Origin of the sequence: Flavobacterium adhaerens, assembly GCF_040045115.1 — a bacterium.
Classification (GTDB): Bacteria; Bacteroidota; Bacteroidia; order Flavobacteriales; family Flavobacteriaceae; genus Flavobacterium; species Flavobacterium adhaerens.
This window is the reverse complement of record NZ_JBDLZX010000001.1, coordinates 241,626-266,155: the sequence shown is the minus strand read 5'-3', so window position 1 is coordinate 266,155 and position 24,530 is coordinate 241,626. Positions and strand designations below refer to the sequence as shown.

General features: G+C 31.6%; 22 protein-coding genes, 1 tRNA gene and 1 pseudogene. 7 read left to right on the top strand and 17 right to left on the bottom strand.

From position 1 onward, the window contains the following. Positions 1-365: 365 nt before the first annotated feature. A complete protein-coding gene (locus ABEB18_RS01195) occupies positions 366-743 on the bottom strand; it encodes a GreA/GreB family elongation factor (RefSeq protein WP_348797175.1) in 378 nt (125 codons plus the stop codon). A gap of 500 nt (positions 744-1,243) precedes the next feature. Between ABEB18_RS01195 and ABEB18_RS01190 the strand changes: the two are divergent. Then, positions 1,244-1,402: pseudogene (locus tag ABEB18_RS01190) on the top strand (IS4 family transposase); the annotation flags it as partial. Between the two features lie 232 nt (positions 1,403-1,634). Here the strand turns inward: ABEB18_RS01190 and ABEB18_RS01185 are convergent. After that, on the bottom strand, positions 1,635-1,817 hold the full coding sequence (locus ABEB18_RS01185; protein WP_348797174.1) for a transposase: 183 nt from the start codon (positions 1,815-1,817) through the stop codon (positions 1,635-1,637). 91 nt (positions 1,818-1,908) lie between these two features. Further along, positions 1,909-1,983: transfer RNA gene (locus ABEB18_RS01180), tRNA-Val, on the bottom strand. A 209-nt stretch (positions 1,984-2,192) separates the two neighbouring features. Here ABEB18_RS01180 and ABEB18_RS01175 point away from each other — a divergent pair. Beyond that, complete coding sequence (locus ABEB18_RS01175) at positions 2,193-3,980, top strand: ABC transporter ATP-binding protein (RefSeq protein ID WP_348797173.1); 1,788 nt, start codon at positions 2,193-2,195, stop codon at positions 3,978-3,980. Positions 3,981-4,120: 140 nt separating this feature from the next. Next, entirely contained in the window at positions 4,121-5,356 is a 1,236-nt protein-coding gene (locus ABEB18_RS01170; protein WP_348797172.1) for an OprO/OprP family phosphate-selective porin, read from the top strand. 70 nt (positions 5,357-5,426) lie between these two features. On the opposite strand, the gene ABEB18_RS01165 is transcribed toward ABEB18_RS01170, so the two are convergent. After that, complete coding sequence (locus ABEB18_RS01165) at positions 5,427-6,599, bottom strand: proline dehydrogenase family protein (RefSeq protein ID WP_348797171.1); 1,173 nt, start codon at positions 6,597-6,599, stop codon at positions 5,427-5,429. A 93-nt stretch (positions 6,600-6,692) separates the two neighbouring features. On the opposite strand from ABEB18_RS01165, the gene aroB reads away from it, so the two are divergent. The 4 genes from aroB to ABEB18_RS01145 all read left to right on the top strand — a co-directional run bounded on the left by aroB (position 6,693) and on the right by ABEB18_RS01145 (position 10,942). After that, complete coding sequence (gene aroB / locus ABEB18_RS01160) at positions 6,693-7,760, top strand: 3-dehydroquinate synthase (RefSeq protein WP_348797170.1); 1,068 nt, start codon at positions 6,693-6,695, stop codon at positions 7,758-7,760. Positions 7,761-8,054: 294 nt separating this feature from the next. Then, the gene (locus ABEB18_RS01155; RefSeq protein WP_348797169.1) at positions 8,055-9,452 is read left to right on the top strand and encodes a type III PLP-dependent enzyme domain-containing protein; all 1,398 of its coding nucleotides are present in this window, start codon (positions 8,055-8,057) and stop codon (positions 9,450-9,452) included. A 108-nt stretch (positions 9,453-9,560) separates the two neighbouring features. Then, positions 9,561-10,532 carry a deoxyhypusine synthase family protein gene (locus ABEB18_RS01150; protein ID WP_348797168.1) on the top strand — a complete coding sequence of 324 codons (972 nt, stop codon included), beginning with the start codon at positions 9,561-9,563 and terminating at the stop codon, positions 10,530-10,532. An 8-nt stretch (positions 10,533-10,540) separates the two neighbouring features. After that, positions 10,541-10,942 carry a DNA primase gene (locus tag ABEB18_RS01145; protein ID WP_348797167.1) on the top strand — a complete coding sequence of 134 codons (402 nt, stop codon included), beginning with the start codon at positions 10,541-10,543 and terminating at the stop codon, positions 10,940-10,942. 60 nt (positions 10,943-11,002) lie between these two features. On the opposite strand, the gene ABEB18_RS01140 is transcribed toward ABEB18_RS01145, so the two are convergent. The 13 genes from ABEB18_RS01140 to ABEB18_RS01080 form a co-directional block, all read right to left on the bottom strand. Beyond that, positions 11,003-11,434: a hypothetical protein gene (locus ABEB18_RS01140; protein WP_348797166.1), complete on the bottom strand. Its 432-nt coding sequence runs from the start codon at positions 11,432-11,434 to the stop codon at positions 11,003-11,005. A gap of 77 nt (positions 11,435-11,511) precedes the next feature. Beyond that, complete coding sequence (gene sucD, locus ABEB18_RS01135) at positions 11,512-12,384, bottom strand: succinate--CoA ligase subunit alpha (RefSeq protein ID WP_348797165.1); 873 nt, start codon at positions 12,382-12,384, stop codon at positions 11,512-11,514. An 86-nt stretch (positions 12,385-12,470) separates the two neighbouring features. Then, the gene (locus ABEB18_RS01130; protein WP_348797164.1) at positions 12,471-12,833 is read right to left on the bottom strand and encodes a nuclear transport factor 2 family protein; all 363 of its coding nucleotides are present in this window, start codon (positions 12,831-12,833) and stop codon (positions 12,471-12,473) included. A gap of 2 nt (positions 12,834-12,835) precedes the next feature. Then, positions 12,836-13,765: a UDP-3-O-(3-hydroxymyristoyl)glucosamine N-acyltransferase gene (locus ABEB18_RS01125; protein WP_348797163.1), complete on the bottom strand. Its 930-nt coding sequence runs from the start codon at positions 13,763-13,765 to the stop codon at positions 12,836-12,838. Between the two features lie 35 nt (positions 13,766-13,800). After that, positions 13,801-14,367: an elongation factor P gene (gene efp, locus ABEB18_RS01120; RefSeq protein ID WP_348797162.1), complete on the bottom strand. Its 567-nt coding sequence runs from the start codon at positions 14,365-14,367 to the stop codon at positions 13,801-13,803. A gap of 32 nt (positions 14,368-14,399) precedes the next feature. Then, positions 14,400-15,185 carry an acyl-ACP--UDP-N-acetylglucosamine O-acyltransferase gene (lpxA, locus tag ABEB18_RS01115; RefSeq protein WP_348797161.1) on the bottom strand — a complete coding sequence of 262 codons (786 nt, stop codon included), beginning with the start codon at positions 15,183-15,185 and terminating at the stop codon, positions 14,400-14,402. Positions 15,186-15,247: 62 nt separating this feature from the next. Continuing rightward, complete coding sequence (locus ABEB18_RS01110; protein ID WP_348797160.1) at positions 15,248-16,636, bottom strand: bifunctional UDP-3-O-[3-hydroxymyristoyl] N-acetylglucosamine deacetylase/3-hydroxyacyl-ACP dehydratase; 1,389 nt, start codon at positions 16,634-16,636, stop codon at positions 15,248-15,250. Beyond that, positions 16,629-17,672, bottom strand: coding sequence for a UDP-3-O-(3-hydroxymyristoyl)glucosamine N-acyltransferase (lpxD, locus tag ABEB18_RS01105; protein WP_348797159.1), 1,044 nt, complete (start codon positions 17,670-17,672; stop codon positions 16,629-16,631). Before lpxD ends, ABEB18_RS01110 begins: the two co-directional genes overlap by 8 nt. 127 nt (positions 17,673-17,799) lie before the next feature. Continuing rightward, positions 17,800-19,029 carry an HD domain-containing protein gene (locus tag ABEB18_RS01100; RefSeq protein WP_348797158.1) on the bottom strand — a complete coding sequence of 410 codons (1,230 nt, stop codon included), beginning with the start codon at positions 19,027-19,029 and terminating at the stop codon, positions 17,800-17,802. 210 nt (positions 19,030-19,239) lie between these two features. Further along, positions 19,240-20,241, bottom strand: coding sequence for a zinc dependent phospholipase C family protein (locus ABEB18_RS01095; RefSeq protein ID WP_348797157.1), 1,002 nt, complete (start codon positions 20,239-20,241; stop codon positions 19,240-19,242). Between the two features lie 106 nt (positions 20,242-20,347). Beyond that, entirely contained in the window at positions 20,348-21,310 is a 963-nt protein-coding gene (locus ABEB18_RS01090) for a YeiH family protein (RefSeq protein ID WP_348797156.1), read from the bottom strand. 70 nt (positions 21,311-21,380) lie between these two features. Beyond that, complete coding sequence (locus ABEB18_RS01085) at positions 21,381-22,277, bottom strand: LysR family transcriptional regulator (RefSeq protein ID WP_348797155.1); 897 nt, start codon at positions 22,275-22,277, stop codon at positions 21,381-21,383. 185 nt (positions 22,278-22,462) lie between these two features. Beyond that, positions 22,463-24,490 (bottom strand): hypothetical protein, encoded by a 2,028-nt coding sequence (locus ABEB18_RS01080; protein ID WP_348797154.1) that lies wholly within the window; start codon positions 24,488-24,490, stop codon positions 22,463-22,465. Positions 24,491-24,530 lie beyond the last annotated feature (40 nt).

Sequence of the window (24,530 nt, the reverse complement as noted above, 5' to 3'; positions counted from 1 at the left end):
CTTATGTATTTTAATTTTTTAAGAATACAAATGTAGTTAATTCCGAAATTTATTTAATATGGTTATTTTAAAACATTTTTACTTTATTAAGAACGGTTTTGTTTTAACTCAAAATTTTAAAAATTTAACACGTTTATAGACAAAAAATGATGCAATAAAGATTTGTTAATTGTTGAGTAATTTTTACAATCATAATCTTTTTTTAAATTGAGAAATGGACAAAAATTATTATAGAATAACTACGTGAAGAACGCTAAAAACTCCAAAAAGCATTCAATATAAAATTAAAAAATAATGATTTAAATACAAAAAGACCTACTCAAATCCATGAGTAGATCTTTATATAGTATCAAAACAGCTTTAAATTAAGCTAACTCTTCTACCTTTAAAATCTCAAGTTTTAGATTTCCTTTTTTAGAGGGCCAGTCTATAAGATTCCCTACTCTATACCCAACCATTGCAATACCCTCGTCAGAAAGTATTGATATCTTACTTTTACTAACTTTCGATTTTTCAGGCCCAACAAATACAACTGTCTTTTCTTCGTTGGTTAAATAGTTTTTGTAGGTTACTTTTCGATTTACAGTAACAATATCATTAGGTAAATCCCTACGTCGTACCTGTGAAGCTTTTTTAAGCTCAGCAATAAGCAAATTTTCTTCCTCTCTCGTTACTCGATTTCTCCTAATATGATCTTTTATTAAATCATATATTCCTGTTGTTAAAATGATATTTTGTAACATAACTTTCTGTTTATACCATTTTCTATAGGTTAGAGCAATTACTCTTCATTAAAAATGACGTAGCACTATGATTTCAATTTAATGAGACCATAACCCAAATGAAAACGGATCGATAAATAAAATTGATTAAGCTACTGTGTAAATTCCCTGTCCAGAGTAATGACAGGGCTTACTAAATAAACTCTTTTGAGTGTTTTAAGAAAGCATCATCATGCAAGTACAATAATGTTTGCATAAGGCAAATCAAACGATTATTAAGTAAATAAAAATTGGAGATCGTCATCAGTACAACTGCTTTTTATGAACTCCTAATATACGCCTTTTTATAGATAATAAGGCTCTAAGATGTTGAAAAAGTTATATAGAAACAAGGTCTAAGATAATAGAGAGAGTAAATGAGTAAATTAAATACTTTGTAGAAACAAAATAATAAGAAAATAAACTCTAAATACAGAAAGTGTAATGGTCATGATTTTTACTAAGAATTTATCAATTACTTATACAAGACTTACGATCATTTTGTGGCCTTAACTTACGGACAGCTCAATAAATGCTATACTTTGAACGATATTTCTACCGGAATCGGTGTTAATGAGACATTTATAGGGGATTTAGGATTATTGCAAAATCCGGCGCGAACCACAATGAGTGATGGTAATCTATTGCTTGCTTTGATAAATAGAACAATAGCAAAAAAGACAAAATCATTCTCTTCTTTAGTTGAAAAAATCAGGATATGCTTAACTTATTACTTGAGTTTGAATTATGTCTGCAATCAAGTTGGTGATGGTGCAAAAAAAATAAGCCCAGAACCAAAATTACAATTCAATTCGGACTTATTTTCAGGATAATTTATATGTCGTACCCTGTTTATAAGGGCTACAGACATTTTTATATAATTATGTAAAACTTTCGGATAGCTGTGATTTTTGCATTAAAAGATTCAGCAGAAGCATTAGTACTTCTGTTGTCAAAATAATTCAAGATTGTTTGATAGTGATCCTCTATAGATCGTGAGATTGTATTAAAGGATTTAAATTTCCCCACAAGTTTTCGTGTTGATCCTTGATCCATTGATCCTAAATAATTCGATATATCCACAAAAGCAAAAATCCGATAAATCTTAAGATTTATCGGATTTCAAAACCATTTGCTGTTAAACTTGTGGGCGATGAGGGGTTCGAACCCCCGACCCCCTCGGTGTAAACGAGGTGCTCTGAACCAGCTGAGCTAATCGCCCTATTTTATTAGGTTGCTATCATTTCGTGATTGCGAGTGCAAATATACAACTAGAACTCGTAATTGCAAGCACTTTTTGAAAAAAAATGACTTTTTTTTTAAAAAAAATCTTTAACACCTCATTATAAGATCATTAATAATTATTGATCCGAATAGTTTTTTTTGCAATCATTTTATATAGCCTTACATTTGTGCTATAAAATAATTACAATGGCACGATTTCAAGAAAATGATTTACCCAAATCTAAAATAACAGCAAGTTCTCTTCAAAAAGCAATTCTAATTTTTAAATACGCAAATAATCATAAATGGAAATTTTATTTAGGCTTACTCTTTTTACTTCTTACTAGCGTTACTGCATTAGCTTTTCCAAAATTTATGGGAATGCTTGTAGATTGTGTTCATAAAAAAGATGGGCATTTAGCCAATCAAATTGCTTTAGGGTTAGGTTTGGTACTACTATTACAATCTTTGTTTTCATTTTTCAGACTTTCATTATTTGTAAATTTTACCGAAAACACATTAGCTAATGTTCGATTGGCTTTATACACTAATTTAATCAAACTACCAATGTCTTTCTTTTCGCAAAAACGTGTAGGCGAATTGAATAGCCGAATAAGCAACGACATTACACAAATTCAAGATACTTTAACAACCACTATTGCCGAATTTTTGCGCCAATTTATCTTAATTATCGGAAGTTTTGTAATGCTAGCCAGCATCAATATCAAATTGACGATTATGATGGTTTCTGTCGTTCCGTTGGTAGGTGTAATTGCTGTAATTTTTGGGCGCTTTATTCGAAAATATTCAAAAAAAGTTCAAGATCAAGTCGCCGAAAGCCAAGTGGTAGTTGAAGAAACCATGCAGGGAATAAGTATCGTGAAAGCTTTTGCCAATGAATGGTATGAGATTGCCAGATACAAAGAAAAAATTAAAGAGGTTGTTAAAATCGGCATTAAAGGGGGGCAATTTAGAGGCTACTTTGCTTCATTTATTATTGTTTGCTTATTTGGGACCATTGTAGGTGTAGTATGGTATGGCGTACAATTGAGTATTGATGGCGAAATTACCGTGGGTGAGTTATTTACTTTTATACTATACTCAAGTTATGTAGGTGCTTCATCGGGAGGGATAGCTGAATTGTATGCTCAAATGCAAAAAGCCATTGGCGCAACTGAAAGGGTCTTTGAATTACTTGATGAAACCCCTGAAAAAATCAATACAACTACTTCGGCTTCTTCTATTACTAAAATAAAAGGAGAAGTTAGTTTTAAAAATGTTGCTTTTAGCTATCCCTCAAGAAAAGAAATTCAGGTTTTGAAAGACATTAATTTCAATGCCAATTTTGGACAAAAAATAGCTCTTGTTGGCCCTAGCGGAATGGGAAAATCAACTATCGCTTCATTGCTATTACGTTTTTATGATATCGATAACGGTCAAATTATGATTGACGGAAAAAACATATACGATTACAATATTGAAGAACTTCGAGGCAATATGAGTATTGTACCTCAAGATGTCATTCTTTTTGGAGGAACCATTAAACAAAACATTGCATACGGAAAACCAAATGCCACTGATGAAGAGATAACAATAGCGGCTAAACAAGCTAATGCTTTAACTTTTATTGAAGGTTTTCCAGAAAAATTTGAAACAATTGTTGGAGAAAGAGGTGTAAAACTTTCAGGAGGACAAAGACAACGAATTGCTATCGCTAGAGCATTACTTAAAAATCCATCTATCTTAATCCTGGATGAAGCCACATCTTCCTTGGATAGCGAAAGTGAAAAACTAGTTCAAGAAGCTTTAGAGATTTTAATGGAAGGCAGAACAAGTATAATCATTGCGCATCGTCTTTCTACCATTCGCAGCGCCGATCAAATCCTAGTTCTTGATAATGGAAAAATTAGCGAACAAGGAACCCATCAAGAATTAATTAACCTAGAAAACGGTCTATATAAAAACCTAAGTAACCTACAGTTTACCAATAATTAATTCTTAAAAAAATATTCTGTAAAATTTTCTTTATAAGAAAAAACAAAAATAACCTAACAAATACTTAAATTTGAGTGTAATAGACAGAGTTATTACACTCTTTTTTTATTAAAAAAAATCAATTTATTTTTTTAAAATTTATGAATTCATCAAGTGTTTTTTTTACTCTCCCAATAAAAATCAACTTAAAATCCTACTTAAGCATTACTCTACTATTCATTTGTCTTTTTACTAATGCCCAACAGGAAAAAGATACCACTAAATTAATGAATGTACGATATGGTAAAAAAGGAATTGAATTAGAAACCAAAGACAAAAAATTTCTTTTTCAATTACAAAGTAGATTGCAATTTCGTTTTGCTACTCCATACGATGTAGATCCGGTAACATACGATGATTATAGCCAGGAAAAACAAACTACTTTCAAAATCAACAGAGCAAGATTAAAAATAGGAGGACATGCTTTTGAACCATGGTTGAAATACTATTGGGAATACGAACTCAGTCAATCTAACTTATTAGATTTTAGAATAATGATTGAAAAATGGGAATGGTTGAGTTTTAAAGTGGGCCAATGGAAAACAGAATACACTCGAGAGCGATTTATAAGCAGTGGCGAACAACAAATGGTTGAGCGATCTATAATAAACAGACCTTTTACCGTTGATAGACAATTAGGGGTCGAGGTGTACGGACATCTCAAAGGAAAAGGGATTGCAGATTTTAATTATTGGGCAGCCGCACTAACAGGTACAGGAAGAGGAAATAGTAAAAACGACGACGAACATTTAATGTATTTCGGTAGAGTGCAATGGAATTTTTTAGGAAGAGAGCTTGATTTTGAAGGCGGTGATTTAGAGTTTCACGAAAAACCAACTGCAATTATCGCATTAAATGCCGTTACCAACCGAAGCCCTTATACTAGATTTTCTCAGTCTGGCGGTGGTTCTTTAGAAGGATTTGAAGACCAAAATATCGGTCAATACAGGGTAAATCAATACAATTTTGAAACTGCATTTATGTATCGTGGTTTTTCTTGGCAAAGCGAATGGCACAATAAAACCATTATCGATAAATACAACAATGACCAATCTACTCATTTACGTGGATACTATGTTCAGGCCGGATATTTTTTCCATACCATTTGGGATTGGGTTCCTGAACGTTTAGAAATTGCAGGAAGACATGCAGAATATCATCCTGATAAGAACCTGAAAGACAATTTGCAAACAGAATCATCGTTGGCTTTTAATTATTTTTTTAAAGGTCACAAAAACAAATTAACCGCAGAGATTAGCCATGCCGAATTTCAGGATGAAGCATTGCCTTATGCAGATGGTTGGCGTTTTAGAATTCAATGGGATATTTCGCTTTAAATCCTAAAAAAAGCCATTTGTTTTATAAACAAATGGCTTTCAAAATCTTTCAATAGCTATTGCCAAAAAATTAGATTTTTCCTTTTCTTCTGTTGCGTTCCGCTTTAATCATTGACAACTCACGACTTGTCTGACCAGCAACCGAAGTATTTTCTTCGGCACGACGAATCAAGTAAGGCATAACATCCTTAACAGGTCCAAAAGGTAAATATTTTGCAATATTATATCCATTTGCAGCTAAGTTATAACTGATATTATCGCTCATTCCATATAATTGACCAAACCAAATTCTGTCATCACTTGAAGAAATCCCTTTAGCTTTCATCAACTCCATTAATTTATAAGTACTCAACTCATTATGAGTTCCTGCAAAAATAGCCATTGTTTCTAAATGTTCGACCATATAAGAAACTGCCGCATCATAATTAATATCCGAAGCTTCTTTTGAAGCACAAATTGGAGTTGGATAACCTTTTTCTTCTGCACGAAGATTTTCTTTTTCCATGTATGCCCCACGAACCAATTTCATCCCAATGAAAAATCCTTCTACTTTTGCTTGCTCATGTAATTTTTTTAAATAATCCAAACGATCCCAACGGTACATTTGAAGCGTATTAAAAACAATTACTTTTTCTTTATTGTATTTTTTCATCATTTCAGTAACAAGATCATCAGCAGCATCTTGCATCCAACTTTCTTCTGCATCAATTAATAAAGCTACATTTTTCTTGTGCGCTTCACTACAAACATAATCAAAACGAGCTAATACCCTATCCCATTCTTCTTGTTCCTTTGAAGTTAACACTTGTTTTTCACCTACCTTCTCGTATAACTCCAAACGTCCTAATCCTGTTGGTTTAAAAACTGCAAACGGAATAGCTTTACGCTCTTTAGCAAATTCAATTGTTTTTAAAGTCATCTCTAAAGCCGCATCAAACTGGTTTTCCTCTTCTTTTCCCTCAACAGAATAATCCAATACCGAAGAAACTCCTTTGGTAAACATTTTATCAACCACCGTCAAACAATCGTCTTCATTTACACCTCCGCAAAAATGATCGAATACAGTTGCACGAATAAGACTCTCAACAGGAAGATTAGCTTTTATTGCAAAATTTGTAACCGCTGTCCCTATACGAACCAATGGCTGACTATTGATTAATTTAAAAAGAAAATAGGCTCTGTCTAACTCCGTATCACTTTTTAATGCAAATGCAATTTGTGAATTATTAAAAATATTATTCATTTTTTGTTATATTTTTTTTGCAAATATAAAGAGAGTAAATCATAATAATTAGCAAATTTTCCCTTATTTTGCGGTTTAAATTAAAATAAAACGATGCTAACTATCCAAGCCAATAATTATCCTGTACATTTTAATGAAACTGGATATGAAAAATTAAACCAACATTTAAGAGAAAATAAATACTCTAATATTTTCATTATTGTTGATAGTAACACCAACGAATATTGTTTACCTAAATTCCTCCCATTATTAGAAACCGATTTGACAATTGAAATTATCGAATTTGAAGCTGGAGAAATTAACAAAAATATTGAAACCTGTATCGAAATTTGGAATGTTTTAACGGAGTTAGGTGCCGATAGAAAAACCTTAATCATCAATGTTGGTGGTGGAGTCGTTACTGATTTGGGAGGTTTTGTCGCTTCTACTTTTAAAAGAGGAGTAGATTTTATCCATGTACCTACCACATTACTTTCGATGGTTGATGCCTCTGTAGGCGGAAAAAACGGAGTTGATTTAGGAAATTTAAAAAATCAAATTGGCGTAATCGTTACTCCAAAAATGGTTTTGGTTGATACCAATTATCTCGAAACTGTTCCTCAAAACGAAATGCGATCTGGCCTTGCCGAAATGCTAAAACACGGATTGATATTTGATAAAGAATATTGGGAATTATTTTTAGACATAAAAGCGATCGATTTTGATCAATTGGATAATTTAATTCATCGTTCGGTAGAAATAAAAAACATAATTGTGATGCAAGATCCTACTGAAAAAAATATTAGAAAATCATTGAATTTCGGACATACCTTAGGACATGCAATTGAAGGTTATTTTTTAGAAAATCAAAATAAAACCACCTTATTACATGGCGAAGCAATTGCTGCTGGAATGATTTTGGAAAGTTATATCTCATTACACAAAAAACTAATCACTGCCGAAGAATACAAGCAAATAAAAAGTACATTAAAATCTATATATGATGATGTAGTTTTTGAAGAAAATGACATAGATCCTATTCTAGAATTACTAATTCACGATAAAAAAAACGAATACGGAACTATACAATTTGCATTAATTGAAGGTATCGGACAAATAAAAATCAATCAAGATGTTGAAAACGAATTGATTCTAAACGCTTTTAAAGATTATAAATCTTAGCTATTTTTTAATAAAAAAGGATTGCTTTGCGTTTATATTATTTTTTACATTTGTGCCAATGAACGAAAACAAAAATACCAAGATATTTTCTAGCAAGAAAACCAGAAGCAATAGAGCTTTTCTAAGCTTATTGAAACGTTTTTTTGGTATAAAAGGTAATTTTAGTTTTGATGTATTTCAATATTTTAAGGCAGATTTTGAAGAATTACAAATTATATATGCCAACATTAGAGTTTGAACTGCAGTTAATTTTATTTTACAAATACAATTAAACTCTAAAACTCTAACAAACAAATGAATACAAAATATTCTGATCTAATCAATCAAACATATTATTTTCCACAAGAAGAATTCAAACTAAACAAAGACAATCTGCAGTTTCACAATATCGATTTAATGAAATTGGTAGAAACTTACGGAACTCCTCTGAAGTTTACATACTTGCCACAAATTTCCAACAACATTAACAAAGCCAAAAGTTGGTTTCGTAAATCGATGGAAAAAAATAAATATGAGGCAAAATATTTTTATTGTTATTGTACCAAAAGTTCACATTTTGAGTACGTAATGAATGAAGCTTTCAAAAACAACATTCATGTTGAAACTTCATCTGCATTTGACATCAATATTGTTGAGAATTTATTAGAAAACGGAAAAATAAACAAAAGCACTTATATTATATGTAATGGTTTCAAAAGAGATCAATATATAGAAAACATTGCTCGTTTAATAAACAACGGACACAAAAATACTATTCCAATTATTGACAATTATGAAGAACTTGATTTGTTACAAGAACAAATCAATGGGAAATTTAAAATTGGAATTAGAATTGCTGCCGAAGAAGAACCTAAATTTGAGTTTTACACCTCAAGATTAGGTATTGGATACAAAAACATTGTTCCTTTTTACAAAAGAGAAGTAAAAGAAAATAAAAATTTGGAACTAAAAATGTTACACTTTTTTATTAATACAGGTATCAATGACAATGCTTATTACTGGAACGAATTAGTAAAGTGTATCAAAGTCTATGTTTCCTTGAAAAAGGAATGTCCTACTCTTGACAGTTTGAACATCGGCGGAGGTTTCCCTATCAAAAATTCATTAGCATTCGAATATGACTACCAATATATGATTGATGAAATTATCAATCAAATTAAAATCGCTTGTGATGAAGCCGAAGTTGATGTACCTCATATTTTTACAGAATTTGGTTCGTTTACAGTTGGTGAAAGCGGTGGAGCCATCTATCAAGTATTGTATCAAAAACAACAAAACGATAGAGAAAAATGGAATATGATTGATTCCTCTTTTATTACAACTTTACCAGACACTTGGGCAATAAATAAGCGTTTTATCATGTTAGCAATAAACAGATGGAACGATACATATGAAAGAGTATTATTAGGCGGAATGACATGTGATAGTGATGATTATTACAACTCTGAGCAAAACATGAATGCAATCTATCTACCTAAATATAATAAGGAAAAACCATTATATCTTGGCTTTTTCAACACAGGAGCTTATCAAGAAACCATTGGCGGTTTCGGAGGATTACAACACTGCTTGATTCCACAACCCAAACATATTTTGATTGATCGTGACGAAAATGGAATATTAGCAACTGAAGTTTTCTCTGAGCAACAAACAGCTGAGGATGTAATGAAAATTTTAGGCTATAACAAATAATAAGTATAAATTAGGTTTAATGAAGTTTGATATTTATAAATTTCTTTTATTTGTAAAATTCAAATCTCATCCAGCCTTTTTGAACATTAAATAAAAAAAAGAAAAAATATGAGTAAAGGACCAATCAGTCAGTTTATTGAAAAGCATTATTTGCATTTCAATTCTGCATCTCTGGTTGATGCTGCAAAAGCTTATGAGCAGCAATTAGCTAATGGTGCCAAAATGATGGTAAGCATGGCTGGTGCGATGAGTACCGCTGAAATTGGAAAGATTTTTGCCGAAATAATTCGTCAAGATAAAGTTCAAATAATTTCTTGTACAGGAGCTAATCTTGAAGAAGATATTATGAACTTAGTTGCACATTCTCATTACGAAAGAGTTCCTCACTATCGTGATTTAACTCCAGAAGACGAATGGGCATTATTAGAAAGAGGACTAAACAGAGTTACTGATACTTGTATTCCAGAACACGAAGCATTCCGTCGTCTTCAAAAGCATATTTATAAAATTTGGAAAGATGCTGATGAAAAAGGCGAAAGATATTTTCCTCATGAGTTCATGTACAAAATGTTGCTTTCAGGAGTTCTAGAAGAGTATTACGAAATAGATTTAAAAGACAGCTGGATGTATGCTGCTGCTGAGAAAAATTTACCAATTATTGTTCCAGGTTGGGAAGATAGTACAATGGGAAATATTTTTGCATCATACGTTATCAAAGGAGATTTAAAAGCTTCTACAATGAAATCAGGTATTGAATACATGACTTTCCTAGCTGATTGGTATCCGAAAAACAGTTCTAATGGAATTGGTTTTTTCCAAATCGGAGGAGGTATCGCAGGAGATTTCCCAATTTGCGTAGTACCAATGCTGTATCAAGACATGGAAATGCATGACGTTCCTTTTTGGAGTTATTTTTGTCAAATATCAGATTCAACAACAAGCTACGGTTCCTATTCAGGTGCGGTTCCAAACGAGAAAATTACTTGGGGAAAACTTGACATCAAAACACCAAAGTTCATTATAGAATCCGATGCTACGATTGTAGCACCATTAATTTTTGCCTATTTGTTAGATTTATAAGAATTTTTATGAAAAGAATAATAGTTGATTACGCCAAATTGACCAACGAAATTTTAAATCTATTGGTTGATAAATTTCCTGATGGTTATGATGATTCTGACATCATTAGATTTAGAAATGCCAAAAATGAATTAATTGAAGCTGTTGAAGTTAGAACCGAAGACACTATCTATTTAGTAAAAGTAAGTACTAAATTAGCTGACAGAATTGGTAATTATGATGATGATGATGAAATTGACGATGTGGTAGAACCAATCAGCGGATTAGAATTAGATGTTGACGATGCTGATGATGACGATGACGAAGATGAAAAAGTTGACAAACCAGATTTAGATGATGAAGACGATGAGGATGATGACCGAAACACTGGAGATGCTGACGATGAAGATGACGAAGATGATGAAGATTAAAACATAAAAAAAAAGGAACTCAAAATTTGAGTTCCTTTTTTTGTACGTATTCAAAAAAGATTAAAAAGCAATATTCCATTTTGGCAATTTACCGTTTTCATCTAAAAAAGCTTGTAAAACTTGTCCTTCTACTGAGGTTGGAATTTCTTTTTTTGACTCATTAAATGTTTCAAACCAATGAACTTCTAACATTTCAATACTTTCCTTTTTCATTTGTGTTGGCCATGAATATTTTCTTGCTGTTTTTGCAAATTGATGGCCATTTACAATTTTATCATATAGTCCACCATTTTTGCTCTTTAAAGTTCCATCATTCTGAACAGTTCCTGTAGAACCAACCATAAGTAATTCTTTTGCACCATTTTCTACTACAGCAAAAACAAGAAAAATTCCGCTTGCAGTTTCTGAAGCATTACATACAATTTCTAAATTATCTTCTTGCGAAAATTTAAAATCTCCTTTTACCGTAAATTTTTCTAACCCTTTATACATAATTTATCTATTAATTAAAATGCCCCACAAAATCGTGAGGCATTTTGAAAATTTATAATCTAAAAATATCTAGGAAATTATCCTAATACTTCTTTTACTTTTTTTCCAATTTCAGCTGGAGAATCAACAACATGAATTCCGTTATCTCTCATAATTTGTTTTTTGGCAGCTGCAGTGTCATCAGATCCTCCAACAATAGCACCAGCATGTCCCATTGTTCTTCCAGCAGGAGCAGTCTCTCCAGCGATAAATCCTACAACTGGTTTACGGTTTCCATCGGCTTTTATCCATTTAGCAGCATCAGCTTCTAATTGTCCACCGATTTCACCAATCATAATGATACATTCAGTTTCTGGGTCATTCATTAATAATTCTACAGCTTCTTTTGTTGTTGTTCCAATAATTGGATCACCACCAATACCAATAGCTGTAGTGATTCCTAATCCTTGTTTCACAACTTGGTCAGCAGCTTCATACGTTAAAGTTCCTGATTTTGAAACGATACCAACTTTTCCTTTTTTGAAAACAAAACCTGGCATAATTCCAACTTTAGCTTCACCTGGAGTAATAACACCTGGGCAGTTTGGACCAATCAATCTTGCATTTCTTTCTTTAACATAATTATTAGCAGTGATCATGTCTGCAACTGGAATTCCTTCAGTGATCGCAATGATAACCTTAATTCCTGCGTCTGCTGCCTCCATAATTGCATCTGCTGCAAAAGCTGGTGGTACAAAAATAATTGATGTATCAGCACCTGCTTGCTCTACTGCATCTTTCACTGTATTAAAAACAGGAAGCTCTAAATGAGTAGATCCTCCTTTTCCTGGAGTAACACCACCAACAACATTTGTACCATATTCGATCATTTGAGTAGCGTGAAATGTTCCTTCACTACCAGTAAATCCTTGAACAATAATTTTTGAATCTTTATTAACTAAAACACTCATGATATATTTTTTATGTAGTTTTTAAAATTGTTACGCAAAAATAAGCCTTTTGTATTTATTTTATGTTTTTTTTTAACTAAAAAATATCACGAAACTTGACTAATTTGATAACCTCTGTATAATTTATTATCCTTTAATTCCCAAATAACCATCATATGAGCCAAAAACATTTCCTCTCTTGGATTTTCGATAGTTTTTACAAAATGATCAAATCGAACAGAAACCATATTACCTTCTTCCAAAATGTGGCTTATCCTTACCTTAGATCGAACGTAAGCTCTACTAATTTCATTTGTTAAATCTAAAATAGCATTGTAATCTCTCTGAATTAATCCTACACTACTATTCCAATCTAAAATGCAATCAGGATGCAAATACTCTTTCATTATTTCAGGATTTAGGAAAGCATCTGATTTGTAAAAGCTTTTTATAATTTCTTTTGCAGACATAACTATTTCAATTTATTTAGAATTCCAGGGATTTTCTTAACATTAGCTAGTTGTTTTAACTTTTCTCTTGATTCTTCAATTGGTGTACCAAAATAGCTTTTTCCTCCTTCAATAGATTTTGTTACACCTGTTTGTCCCATTATTACAGCTTTTGCCCCAATTGTAATACCACTTGTAGTTCCTACTTGTCCCCAAATAGTAACTTCATCCTCAATGATAACACAACCTGCAATACCTGTCTGAGAAGCAATGAGACATTTTTTACCAATCACAGTATCATGACCAACATGTACTTGATTATCTAGTTTACTCCCTTCTCCAATTATTGTATCACCTGTAACACCTTTATCTATTGTACAAAGAGCTCCAATTCCAACATTGTTTTCGATGACAACACGTCCTCCTGAAATTAATTGATCAAATCCATCTGGACGTTTTTTGTAATAAAAAGCATCTGCCCCAAGTATTGTTCCTGCATGAATAATAACATTATCCCCTATTAAAGTATGATCGTAAATCGTAACATTTGGGTGAATCAGACAGTTTTTACCAATTACAACATTGTTTCCAATAAAACAATTTGGCTGAATTATTGTTCCCTCCCCTATTACAGCAGTTGTTGCAACAGCAATTTTTGCAGATTCAAAAGGGCGAAAGTGTTTGGTTAAAATATTAAAATCTCTAAATGGATCATCAGAAATCAACAACGCTTTTCCTTCAGGACAATCAACTTTTTTATTAATTAAAATTATAGTTGCGGCCGAATTTAAAGCTTTTTCATAATATTTGGGATGATCAACGAAAACTATATCACCAGATTCTACGACATGAATTTCATTCATCCCTAAAACCTGAAAAGAAGCATCACCAACATATTCACAGTTGATGATACTTGCTATTTCTTGTAGAGTTTGTATTTGGGAAAATTTCATAATTGCAATTTTGCTGTATTCAGTTTGATTGCAAACTATTCTTTTACACGTTCCATATAAGAACCTGTAGCGGTGTCTATTTTGATTTTATCTCCTTCATTAATAAACAAAGGAACATTTACTGTTGCACCTGTTTCTACAGTTGCAGGTTTTGTAGCATTTGTAGCTGTATTACCTTTTACACCTGGCTCGGCATACGTAACCTCTAAAATTACTGATGGCGCCATATCAACTGATAATGGCAAATCTGTTTCGGTATTGATTTGAATCATTACATTTTCACCTTCTTTCAACAAATCCGGAGAATCTAATACATTTCTGTTTAGTGTGATTTGCTCAAAAGTTTCAGCATTCATAAAATGAAAATCATTTCCTTCTGGATATAAAAATTGAAAAGTGTGTGTTTCTACACGAACAACATCAATTTTGTGTCCAGCAGAAAAAGTATTATCTAAAACTTTTCCGTTTGTCAAAGATTTTAATTTAGTTCTTACAAACGCAGGCCCTTTCCCTGGTTTTACATGAAGAAATTCGATAATTTTATAAATATCATGATTATGTTTAATACAAAGACCGTTTTTAATATCTGATGTAGATGCCATTTTTAAAATAATTTAGTAATTCGTTTTTTTTTTTAATAATTTCCTGTATAACCTTTCATTACTCCACGAGATGAATTTCGAATAAAATCTAATATTTCATCACGTTCTGGAGTAGCTTCCATTTCAGCTTCAATAATCCCAATTGCTTGAGTTGTATTGTAATTTTTTTGATAAAGAATTCTGTATATATCTTGAATTTCTCTAATTTTCTCAGTCGTAAACCCTCTTCTTCTTAAACCAATTGAATTAATTCCAACATAAGACAGAGGTTCTTTGGCTGCTTTGGTATAAGGTGGCACATCTTTTCGTAATAATGAACCTCCAGAAATCATTGCATGATCTCCAATACTAATAAACTGATGAACAGCTGATAAACCACCAATTACGGCAAAATTCCCAACAGTTACATGCCCTCCTAATAAAACTCCGTTTACAATAATAGCATTGTCTCCTACGTGACAATCATGAGCAATATGAGCTGCTGCCATAATTAAACAATTGTTTCCTATAGTTGTTTGTCCTGAAGCAATTGTACCTCTATTAATTGTAACACATTCTCTAATCGTACAATTATCTCCAATTATAGCGAGAGATTCTTCTCCGCCAAATTTCAAATCTTGTGGGACAGCAGCAATTACAGCACCTGGAAAAATATTACAATTTTTCCCTATCCTAGCCCCTTCCATTATTGTAACATTAGAACCTATCCAGGTTCCATCTCCAATAATAACGTTATTATGTATAGTTGTAAAAGGCTCAATTACAACATTTTTAGCGATTTTCGCATCTGGATGAACGTATGCTAACGGTTGATTCATCTACTGTTTTTAATTAAATTAATTAATTATGATTCAATCTATGCAGAAAGATCATGTCGTTTTTATTGTTTTCTAGCAATTTGAGCCATCAATTCAGCTTCAGCAACTAACTTACCATTTGAATAAGCATTTGCTTGCATGTGACAAATACCTCTTCGGATTGGCGTTATCAAATTACATTTAAAAATCAAAGTATCCCCTGGTAATACTTTATGTTTGAATTTAACATTATCAATTTTCATAAAATAAGTCAAATAATTTTCTGGATCAGGAACAGTACTTAAAACTAAAATTCCTCCTGTTTGCGCCATTGCCTCAACAATTAAAACTCCAGGCATAACTGGCGCATTAGGAAAATGTCCTACGAAGAAGCTTTCGTTCATCGTTACATTTTTCATACCTACTACATGACTATCGGACATTTCAATTATTCTATCGATCAATAAAAATGGAGGTCTATGTGGCAACATTGACATAATTTTATGAATATCCATCAATGGTTCTTGATTCAAATCATAAGTAGGAACGTAATTTCTTTGTTCACTCTTAATAATTTTAGCCATTTTTTTGGCAAACTGTGTATTTACAAAATGCCCTGGTTTATTAGCAATAATTTTTCCTTGAATTTTTGTACCAATTAAAGCTAAATCTCCTATTACATCTAGAAGTTTATGTCTAGCTGCTTCATTAGGATAATGTAACGTAAGATTATCTAAAATTCCATTAGGCTTTACTGTAATTTCTTCTTTACCAAAAGCTTTTTTCAAACTTTCCATTGTAGTTTCGGAAATTTCTTTATCTACATAAACAATAGCATTATTTAAGTCCCCCCCTTTTATTAAACCATTCTCTAATAATGCTTCTAATTCGTGCAAAAAACTAAATGTTCTTGCATTTGAAATTTCATCTTTAAAATCATGAATAGTTTTTAGAGTGGCATTTTGTGTGCCCAGAATTTTAGTTCCAAAATCGACCATAGTCGTGATACTATAATGATCACTTGGCATTACCATTATTTCACTTCCAGATGCTTCATCTGTATAAGAGATAACTTCTTTTACAACATATACATTACGATTGAGTTCTTGTTCTTCAATACCCGCTTTTTCTATTGCTTCAATAAAAAACTTTGATGAACCATCCATAATCGGAAGTTCAGAAGCGTCTAATTCTATAATAACATTATCCAAATCAGATCCCATCAATGCTGCCAAAACATGTTCAGGTGTTTGAATTTTGACACCTAATTTTTCTAGATTAGTACCACGTTGTGTGTTAACTACATAATTAGCATCAGCCTCAATAACAGGGTGTCCTTCAAGATCTACTCTAACAAAGGTAAAGCCATTATTAACTGGAGCAGGTTTAAAAGTCATTTTTACTTCTTTCCCTGTGTGTAATCCAACTCCTGTTAGTGAAATTTCTGTTTTGATGGTCTTCTGTTTAACCATTGTTTCCATTTTTTTGGTTTAATATTTGTTTTTTTAACTCTTCTATCTCTTTCAACATTTTGGGCATATTCTTAAAATGAACATACGATTTACTAAAATCTGAATATCCAAATGCTGGAGTTCCTTGTATAACTTCATTATCTTTAATGTTACTAGCTACTCCCGATTGCGCTTGTATTCGAACACTATTCCCTATTGTAAGATGTCCTACAATTCCAACTTGACCTCCAATCATACAATTTTCGCCAATTTTTGTAGAACCCGCAATTCCTGATTGAGCTGCAATCACGGTGTTTTTACCAATTTCGACATTATGAGCAACTTGAATTTGATTATCTATCTTTACTCCAGTTCTGATAATAGTAGAACCTAATGTGGCTCTATCTATTGTTGAATTGGCTCCAACATCAACATTATCTTCAATAATTACATTCCCGATTTGAGGAATCTTATTAAAAGTACCGTCTTCATTTGGTGCATAACCAAATCCATCTGCTCCGATAATTACTCCTGAATGTATAGTACAATTGTTTCCTATAACAGTTTCCGAATAAATTTTGGCACCGGCAAAAATAATAACATTGTTACCAATACTTACATTGTCTCCTATATAACTTCCTGGATATATCTTAACATCATCGCCCAATTTCACATTATCTCCAACATAAGCAAAACTTCCTAAATATAAATTTGAACCATGCGTAGCACTTTGAGATATAAAGGATTGTGGTTCGATACCTGTCTTGTTTAATTTTACTTGATTGTAAAACTCTAATAATTTAGAAAATGCTTTGTAAGCATCTGGCACTTTAATAAGAGTTGTTTTAAGTGGAGATTCTGAAACAAAAGTTTCATTTACAATTGTGATGGATGCTTTTGTAGTATATATGAAATTAGTGTATTTTGGGTTGGATAAAAAAGTAAGAGATCCTTCAGTTCCTTCTTCTATTTTAGACAAACGAGTTACTTCAACATTGGGATCACCAACAATATTCCCCTCTAGTACCCCTGCTATTTGTTCAGCTGTAAATTTCATCTTAGTGTATTGTATTTTTAAACGTTTAAATGAAACGCTTTAGAATTAGCTTTCAAATAAAAATTTAAAAACAGATTGACATATTTAATCGCAACAAAAATATAAAAATAGATTTTAAATATTAATTTTAAAGTAGTTGTTTTGGAAAACAAATATAATACTTAGTAACTAATTTTGATAATGATTTCAAATTCAGCTGATCAGAAGCTTCAACAACATCCTCTATTGTTTTATCTTTATTCAAAATTCGTATCGGTTCTGCAATTTTACTATAGGCTTGACTCTTAATTTTTCCTTTGAAAATAAAATAACTTGACTCTGCCAATGAAATTTGATTTTGAATTGCGAAACGTTCCTTTAAAAGTTGTAATTCTTCAAGTGGTACTTTTTCGCCAGTGAGTTTAATTTTTAATAAATCTCTATTAATAATCATCTTACTTAATGAAGAGAGAATAAAATCATCTTCATTTTCCCAAGCTTTCAAAGCACTTATGACATCAAAATCATCTAGCTTTGCAAATAGATTTAGTGTTTTAGAATCAAATGTTTCAAGCGTTACTTTGTTTTGCATAAAAAACATTAACGGTTTACTACACGGTAAAACAACTCCTCTTTCGGTCAATTCTTTGGCTCTTTTTAAAACTTTTGTCAAAATTAATTCGGCAACCAAACTTGTTTTATGCAAATAAACTTGCCAATACATTAACCTTCTAGACATTAAAAACTTTTCGACAGAGTAGATCCCTTTTTCTTCGATAACCAAAACATCATCTACTACATTCATCATTTGAATCAATCTTTCGGAATTAACATTTCCTTCGGAAACACCCGAGTAAAAACTATCCCGTTTTAAATAATCCATTCGATCCATATCCAACTGACTCGATATCAGTTGCAACATAAATTTCCTATGATATTCACCTTGAAAAACTTTTATAGCGAGACTTAATTGTCCATTAAACTCCAGATTAAGCTGATTCATTAACAATAACGATATTTGCTCATGATGCACGTCTTCAACAATACTACTTTCCATAGCATGCGAAAAAGGGCCATGACCAACATCATGTAACAATATTGCAATGTATAATGCATTTTCTTCCTCAATGCTTATATTAACTTCTTTAAATCGTAATACTTCAACCGCTTTTTGCATTAAATGCATACATCCCAAAGCATGGTGAAATCGGGTATGATTTGCACCTGGGTAAACCAAATAAGACAATCCCATTTGCGAAATTCGCCTTAACCGCTGAAAATAAGGATGCTGAACTAAATCGTAAATTAAAGCATTAGGTATCGAAATAAATCCATAAATTGGATCGTTGAATATTTTTAATTTATTTATTTGAGACACTGTCAATTATTTTTAAGTCAACAAATATACTTAAATATGTATATAGTACTAAAAACGATTTAATATTCTCACAACAAATAGTTCTATCGTTTTTATAAAAAAAACTTTAAAAGCTAGAATCAAAAAAAAATGTATTGTATAGTATATACAAACAATAAAAAAGCCTGCATTATGTACAAATACAGGCTTCCTACTTTGTTAAGAACAACACTAAAAATCATTTTCGCTTTCTAAACCAAATAATTTTCCTTTTTTCCAAAGTTTCAAATCATTTTTTAAGTTCTTTTTATTACGGTTTGTCAATTCTTTTGAATCCAATTCATTCAAATTTGGCTTACCTGCATTTACCCAAGCTGTGTACCAATAATTCGATGTTAGCACAATTGCTTTACGAATCTGTCTTTCAACCATGCCATTCAATGCAGTATGCAATTGAGTAATATATTCTTCAGAATAAATCATGTCACCATATTTACCTTTAGCAACATTTCCTTTTTCATCTTTCACATAAATCTTTTCAGGATCAAAGCTTTCACGAAGTTTTTTATCGGTTTGCAAAAGTAGATCTACCTGACTATGAGAATCATTCAGCATATCCCAAGTAGCGTTCTCTACATTATCAATATATTTAGCTTCACCAGTATAAAAATTATAATTTGCTCCGAACATTTCAGGCATACGCGATTCAAACATTGCGTGTATCCCTTTTTGATTGGTAAGCTGACCATCATGGTTAACCGAAGTATGCAAAGGCATGTTGGCATCACCGATATAATGAGCTAAATCGGCTGCTAAAAGTAAAATTTCTGTTTTTCTTTTTTCTTTCATGGCTTTAGTCAACTTGGCCATAATTTCATTAATATACCAAGGCAAAACACCATTATCATTCAAAAACTTTTCTTCATATTTTTTCTTTGCTTCGTCAAATTGAAGCGGAACAGATTCTTGAGTTCCAAAATTTTCAAAATCAAAATAATGACGTGGCCCTTCGGCTTTATCACGCAAAGTATATTTTCTTAAATCTGGTACAGTTGCTTCCTGAGTTATAAAATCAATATGATTATAAAAAAAGGTTTGTAGTGGTTGCGGCAAAGCCATTACAGCTGAATTGTTAATATGTTCGTGACCAAAAATACCCCAAGACATTGATACAAAAGCGATACCGATCACCGAAAAAGTTAAAGCAATTCTGTTTAATTTTATTTTTTTCATTATATATAATTTATCGAACTGCAAATTTACTTTTTTTAAAAATAATTCAAGCAAATTGACATTATTAATGCATTAATTCAAAACAAAACAACCAAAAAGACTAATCTTAAAGAAACAGAATAGCCAATAAGGACAAAATTGAAATACCAACCCAAAGTATCACCCCTTGTGCTAATGGTAAAATTCCAACTGTTCTTAAAACATTTCGACTTAACCCTGCCCCAATCAAAAACAAAGTAACGGTAAGTCCTGTTTTGGCAATTGTAAGCAAATGAGGCGCAACAATTTTTATTGGAGAAAAATAAGTATTACAAATCATTGCCAACACAAACAATCCAATGAAGTAAGGAATCTTAATTTTACTAGAATTATTTTTAAATGCAACAGTAGTAAATAAAGCAACTGGAACAATCCACAAAGCCCTCGCTAATTTAACGGTTGTAGCCACTTGTAAAGCTTCTGCTCCATATTTATTTGCAGCTCCAACTACCGAACTCGTATCATGAATAGCTATCGCACACCACATACCAAAATCGACTTGAGACATTTTTAACCAATATCCAATGTAAGGAAAAACAAACAAAGCAATAGAATTTAGAATAAAAACCACTCCCAAAGCAACAGAAGTTTGCTTCTCATCGGACTGAACCACTGGCGCTATTGCAGCAATTGCACTACCTCCGCAAATGGCCGTTCCGCACGAAATAAGATGAGAAGTCTTTTTTGGAATTTTAAACCATTTTCCTAACAAAACACCCAATAAAATTGTTATTACAATAGAAGCAATAGTTAAAAGCAACCCATTTTTCCCTACGGCTAAAGCACTATGTACATCCATTCCAAACCCTAAGCCTACAACAGAAATCTGCAACAATAGTTGAGTTGCTTTGTGATTTAAATGAAGATAAGGATGTCCAGAAAGATTAGCTACCATCAATCCCAATACTAATGCGACTACTGGAGAAATGATCGGAAACAAGCAAACGCATAAAAACAAAACAAAAATACCTTGCTGTACGGTTGTATTTACTTTTATTAAAACAGGTGTATTGCTACTTTTTGTACTCATGAGGACTTTACTTTTACACGACAAAGATCGTTTTAAAAGAATCCCCCTACTAATCGAAAAAAATAATCCACTATAACTTTAAGTTATAGAAAGAAGAAATGTTTTTTATAAACAATTCTGATAAAGAATCAGATTTTCCCTGAAGCGTAATAATATAAAAAAAACGTTCAATAATTAAATTATCTACGTCAATAATTTGCAATTCCATGTTTTTCAACTCTTTACTAATTGCATGCACAGACATAAAAGCAACACAATTAGAACTCATTAAGTAAGCTTTAATACTTTCAGTACTCCCCAATTGCATTTCGACTTGTAATTGATCTATTTTAATCTGAAAAGGTTTTAATGCATACTCAATAACTTCAAGTGTTCCAGAACCTCTTTCGCGCATTACAAAACGTAACGATTTTAAATCATCAGGAACAAGCTCTTTTTTTCTTACTAGAGAATTATTAACATTACAAACTAGAACCAGCTCATCCTTAATGAATTGCTCATACTTAATAGCCTGATTTTTAGATTGTCCCTCAACAATACCGATTTCAATTTCTTTATTCAATAAAGCATTTTCAATTTGCTCAGTGTTTCCATTAAGCAAACTTACTTTTACGGATTCTAATTTTTGGTGAAAATGAGCCAATAATGGCGGAATAATATATTGTGAAATTGTAGTACTTGCTCCGATACGTAACAATCCTTTTCGTTCGTTGTGAAAAGTACTCATATCAAAGTCGATTTCCCTATAAATCTCCAAAATGTTTTTAGTATGACTCAATAAAACATCACCAGCATTTGTCAAGGTTACTTTAGAACCATTTCTCTCAAAGAGTTTGATTTTGTATTCCTCTTCAAGTTCGTGAATATGCTTGGAGATTGCAGGCTGAGTAATAAATAATTCTGCAGCCGCTTTCGTAAAGCTTAAGCGTGTTGCAACAGTAAAAAAAACTTTGAGTCTAAAATCCATAGGTTGCATTTTTTTCAAAAATAACGAATATTTTCTTTATCCATTAAATTATTTTCAACAAAAATGAATTTTACACCCACAAAAATCTAAAAAACACTACAAAAAAACTTTTAAAAATTATACCAACGAAAAATCAATCACATCAACAGTGCAAATTATTCCTAACACCATTTATACATGTTTAGTTACAGCATTCCATTGTACTTTCTAACAAACCATTCTGCAGATAACAATAAAACAATTACAACCAATAACCATTTCCAGTCTATCAAAGGAGATTTTGTAATTACATCTTTTTGAACTGCTTTAAATTCATCATTCTCAAGTAATATTTTAATTAAATCACTAACTTGATTGGGATAAAAAACAGAACCTTTGGTTTGAGAAGCCAATTGTTTCAGCTTCTGAACATCTGGGTTTACAAACTGTTTCTCGATATCAAACTCTAGAATTTCAAAATGACCAGAATAAGATTCTTTCGATTTCAATTCTTTTACCAAAAAATTATAACTACCTGCAGCAAGTCCGTCTAGATTTACTTTATAAATATTATTACCTTTAAGAAGATTGTAGTTTTTAACTTGTTTGGTTTTACTATTCGTTACAGCTATAGATAAATGAGCCTTTTCATCAAAATCAAAGTTTTTATTGAAATACTGAGCGGTAATCTCTAAGGATTCTCCCGAATTGTAAAAACTTTCATGATTAACAACCAATGATTTTTTAGCATTATTAGAGGCTAAATATTGAATAATCTTATTAACAAACACATCGTATTGCTCAAATGATTTTGTATCAACATGACTTTGCAAACTCCATTTCCAACTGTTTTCACCAAACAAATACACTGATCTTTTTCCTTGTTGTTCAGCAAAAGCCAATAATGGAGATTTTGTCTCAATATCTCTAATTTTTGAATAAAGCATCACACTCACTTCTCCATTTGGAACTATTGTGCCGAAATCATTTTGTAGTGGTGGAAATTTTTCAAAACCAATATTGTCAATTGCAAATAAATCAAACTGAGAATCAAAATTTGCCAGAAAATCTTCTTCTTGACGACTCATTTTAAAAACAAAATTATTCTGAACTTGGTTTAAAAATGAGAAATCCGTACTTGTTCCAGTAACTATAAAAGTATTTAAATTAGCTTTTACGTTGGTTTCAAAAACAGATTTAAAAGCCGCTGTTGGTTGATACAAAATAAGAACATTGTAATCTTGTAACGAATTGATTTCATTAGGTTTAACCAACACAACCTTATGTTGTAAATTAGATTCAATTGCCCTCTTAAAAACAGCAACATCCGGATGATTAACAGCTGAAACAATAGCCACATTTTTCTTTTGATCAATAACTTCAACAGCAAAATTTTTAATGTTATTGAAACTATTTTTCTCACTTACCGATGATGTGATTTTAGCCTTATAAACCTGCAAACCTACCTTATTTGCCGGCAACAACATATTTACTACAGCTGTTTTTTGAGATTGAGAAAATTGAACAGATTGTTTTCCTAAAACCTCATTTCCTTGTGTAATACTAAAACTAGCCACTACACTTTTAGAGCCTGAATATTGCAAAAACACTTCGACAGGAAATTTATTTTTCAAAAAAGCATACTTATTTACATTTAATTGATTGATTTTCAAATCCAACACCTTAGTCGTATCACCCAAAATCAAAGGATAAACCTTATTATTCTCATTAAAACTATAAACATAATCCTCTCCCGAGGTCTGATTTCCGTCACTAATAATCACTGTTGGATAAAATGCATTCTTATAAATGCTTTTCAAATTTTTAGCTACCAAATCTAAATTTGTCTGACTCCCTTTGAAATTTAAACTATCCGATTGTCTAAAATCAGAATCCAACAAATACGATTGCACTTCAAATTTATCTTGAATTTCTTTATTAGAAATCAATTCTCGAAACAATTCTACTGCTTTTTTATCAGCATTCAGAAAAGCGACAGAACTAGAATTATCAACTACAATTGGCAACGGAGTCTTTACGATTTCAAGCTTATTAGTTGTTATTATTGGATTTATCAACAACAAAAGCAGTAAAAAAAAAGCCAAAAAACGCAAAAAAGTCAAAAACAAAATCAACTTTGATTTGTTTTTGACTTTAAATAAATATTGAAAAAAAGACAAACAACCAGCAATTACCAATGAAAGTATAATTAATAAAATTGTGCTTGTTGTCATTTATTCTAATTTAAAAATTGAAAAATTCTTTTTTATACGA

What these genes read in the sequence shown, in the direction of transcription:
- ABEB18_RS01145 (WP_348797167.1), top strand. Translation starts at nt 10,541, where the DNA reads ATGAAAAGAATAATAGTTGATTACGCCAAATTGACCAACGAAATTTTA.
- ABEB18_RS01155 (WP_348797169.1), top strand. Translation starts at nt 8,055, where the DNA reads ATGAATACAAAATATTCTGATCTAATCAATCAAACATATTATTTTCCA.
- aroB (WP_348797170.1), top strand. Translation starts at nt 6,693, where the DNA reads ATGCTAACTATCCAAGCCAATAATTATCCTGTACATTTTAATGAAACT.
- ABEB18_RS01085 (WP_348797155.1), bottom strand. Translation starts at nt 22,277, where the DNA reads ATGGATTTTAGACTCAAAGTTTTTTTTACTGTTGCAACACGCTTAAGC.
- ABEB18_RS01185 (WP_348797174.1), bottom strand. Translation starts at nt 1,817, where the DNA reads ATGGATCAAGGATCAACACGAAAACTTGTGGGGAAATTTAAATCCTTT.
- ABEB18_RS01195 (WP_348797175.1), bottom strand. Translation starts at nt 743, where the DNA reads ATGTTACAAAATATCATTTTAACAACAGGAATATATGATTTAATAAAA.
- ABEB18_RS01110 (WP_348797160.1), bottom strand. Translation starts at nt 16,636, where the DNA reads ATGGTTAAACAGAAGACCATCAAAACAGAAATTTCACTAACAGGAGTT.
- ABEB18_RS01095 (WP_348797157.1), bottom strand. Translation starts at nt 20,241, where the DNA reads ATGAAAAAAATAAAATTAAACAGAATTGCTTTAACTTTTTCGGTGATC.
- ABEB18_RS01170 (WP_348797172.1), top strand. Translation starts at nt 4,121, where the DNA reads ATGAATTCATCAAGTGTTTTTTTTACTCTCCCAATAAAAATCAACTTA.
- ABEB18_RS01165 (WP_348797171.1), bottom strand. Translation starts at nt 6,599, where the DNA reads ATGAATAATATTTTTAATAATTCACAAATTGCATTTGCATTAAAAAGT.
- ABEB18_RS01125 (WP_348797163.1), bottom strand. Translation starts at nt 13,765, where the DNA reads ATGAAATTTTCCCAAATACAAACTCTACAAGAAATAGCAAGTATCATC.
- ABEB18_RS01130 (WP_348797164.1), bottom strand. Translation starts at nt 12,833, where the DNA reads ATGTCTGCAAAAGAAATTATAAAAAGCTTTTACAAATCAGATGCTTTC.
- sucD (WP_348797165.1), bottom strand. Translation starts at nt 12,384, where the DNA reads ATGAGTGTTTTAGTTAATAAAGATTCAAAAATTATTGTTCAAGGATTT.
- ABEB18_RS01080 (WP_348797154.1), bottom strand. Translation starts at nt 24,490, where the DNA reads ATGACAACAAGCACAATTTTATTAATTATACTTTCATTGGTAATTGCT.
- lpxA (WP_348797161.1), bottom strand. Translation starts at nt 15,185, where the DNA reads ATGAATCAACCGTTAGCATACGTTCATCCAGATGCGAAAATCGCTAAA.
- ABEB18_RS01140 (WP_348797166.1), bottom strand. Translation starts at nt 11,434, where the DNA reads ATGTATAAAGGGTTAGAAAAATTTACGGTAAAAGGAGATTTTAAATTT.
- lpxD (WP_348797159.1), bottom strand. Translation starts at nt 17,672, where the DNA reads ATGAAATTTACAGCTGAACAAATAGCAGGGGTACTAGAGGGGAATATT.
- ABEB18_RS01175 (WP_348797173.1), top strand. Translation starts at nt 2,193, where the DNA reads ATGGCACGATTTCAAGAAAATGATTTACCCAAATCTAAAATAACAGCA.
- efp (WP_348797162.1), bottom strand. Translation starts at nt 14,367, where the DNA reads ATGGCATCTACATCAGATATTAAAAACGGTCTTTGTATTAAACATAAT.
- ABEB18_RS01150 (WP_348797168.1), top strand. Translation starts at nt 9,561, where the DNA reads ATGAGTAAAGGACCAATCAGTCAGTTTATTGAAAAGCATTATTTGCAT.
- ABEB18_RS01090 (WP_348797156.1), bottom strand. Translation starts at nt 21,310, where the DNA reads ATGAGTACAAAAAGTAGCAATACACCTGTTTTAATAAAAGTAAATACA.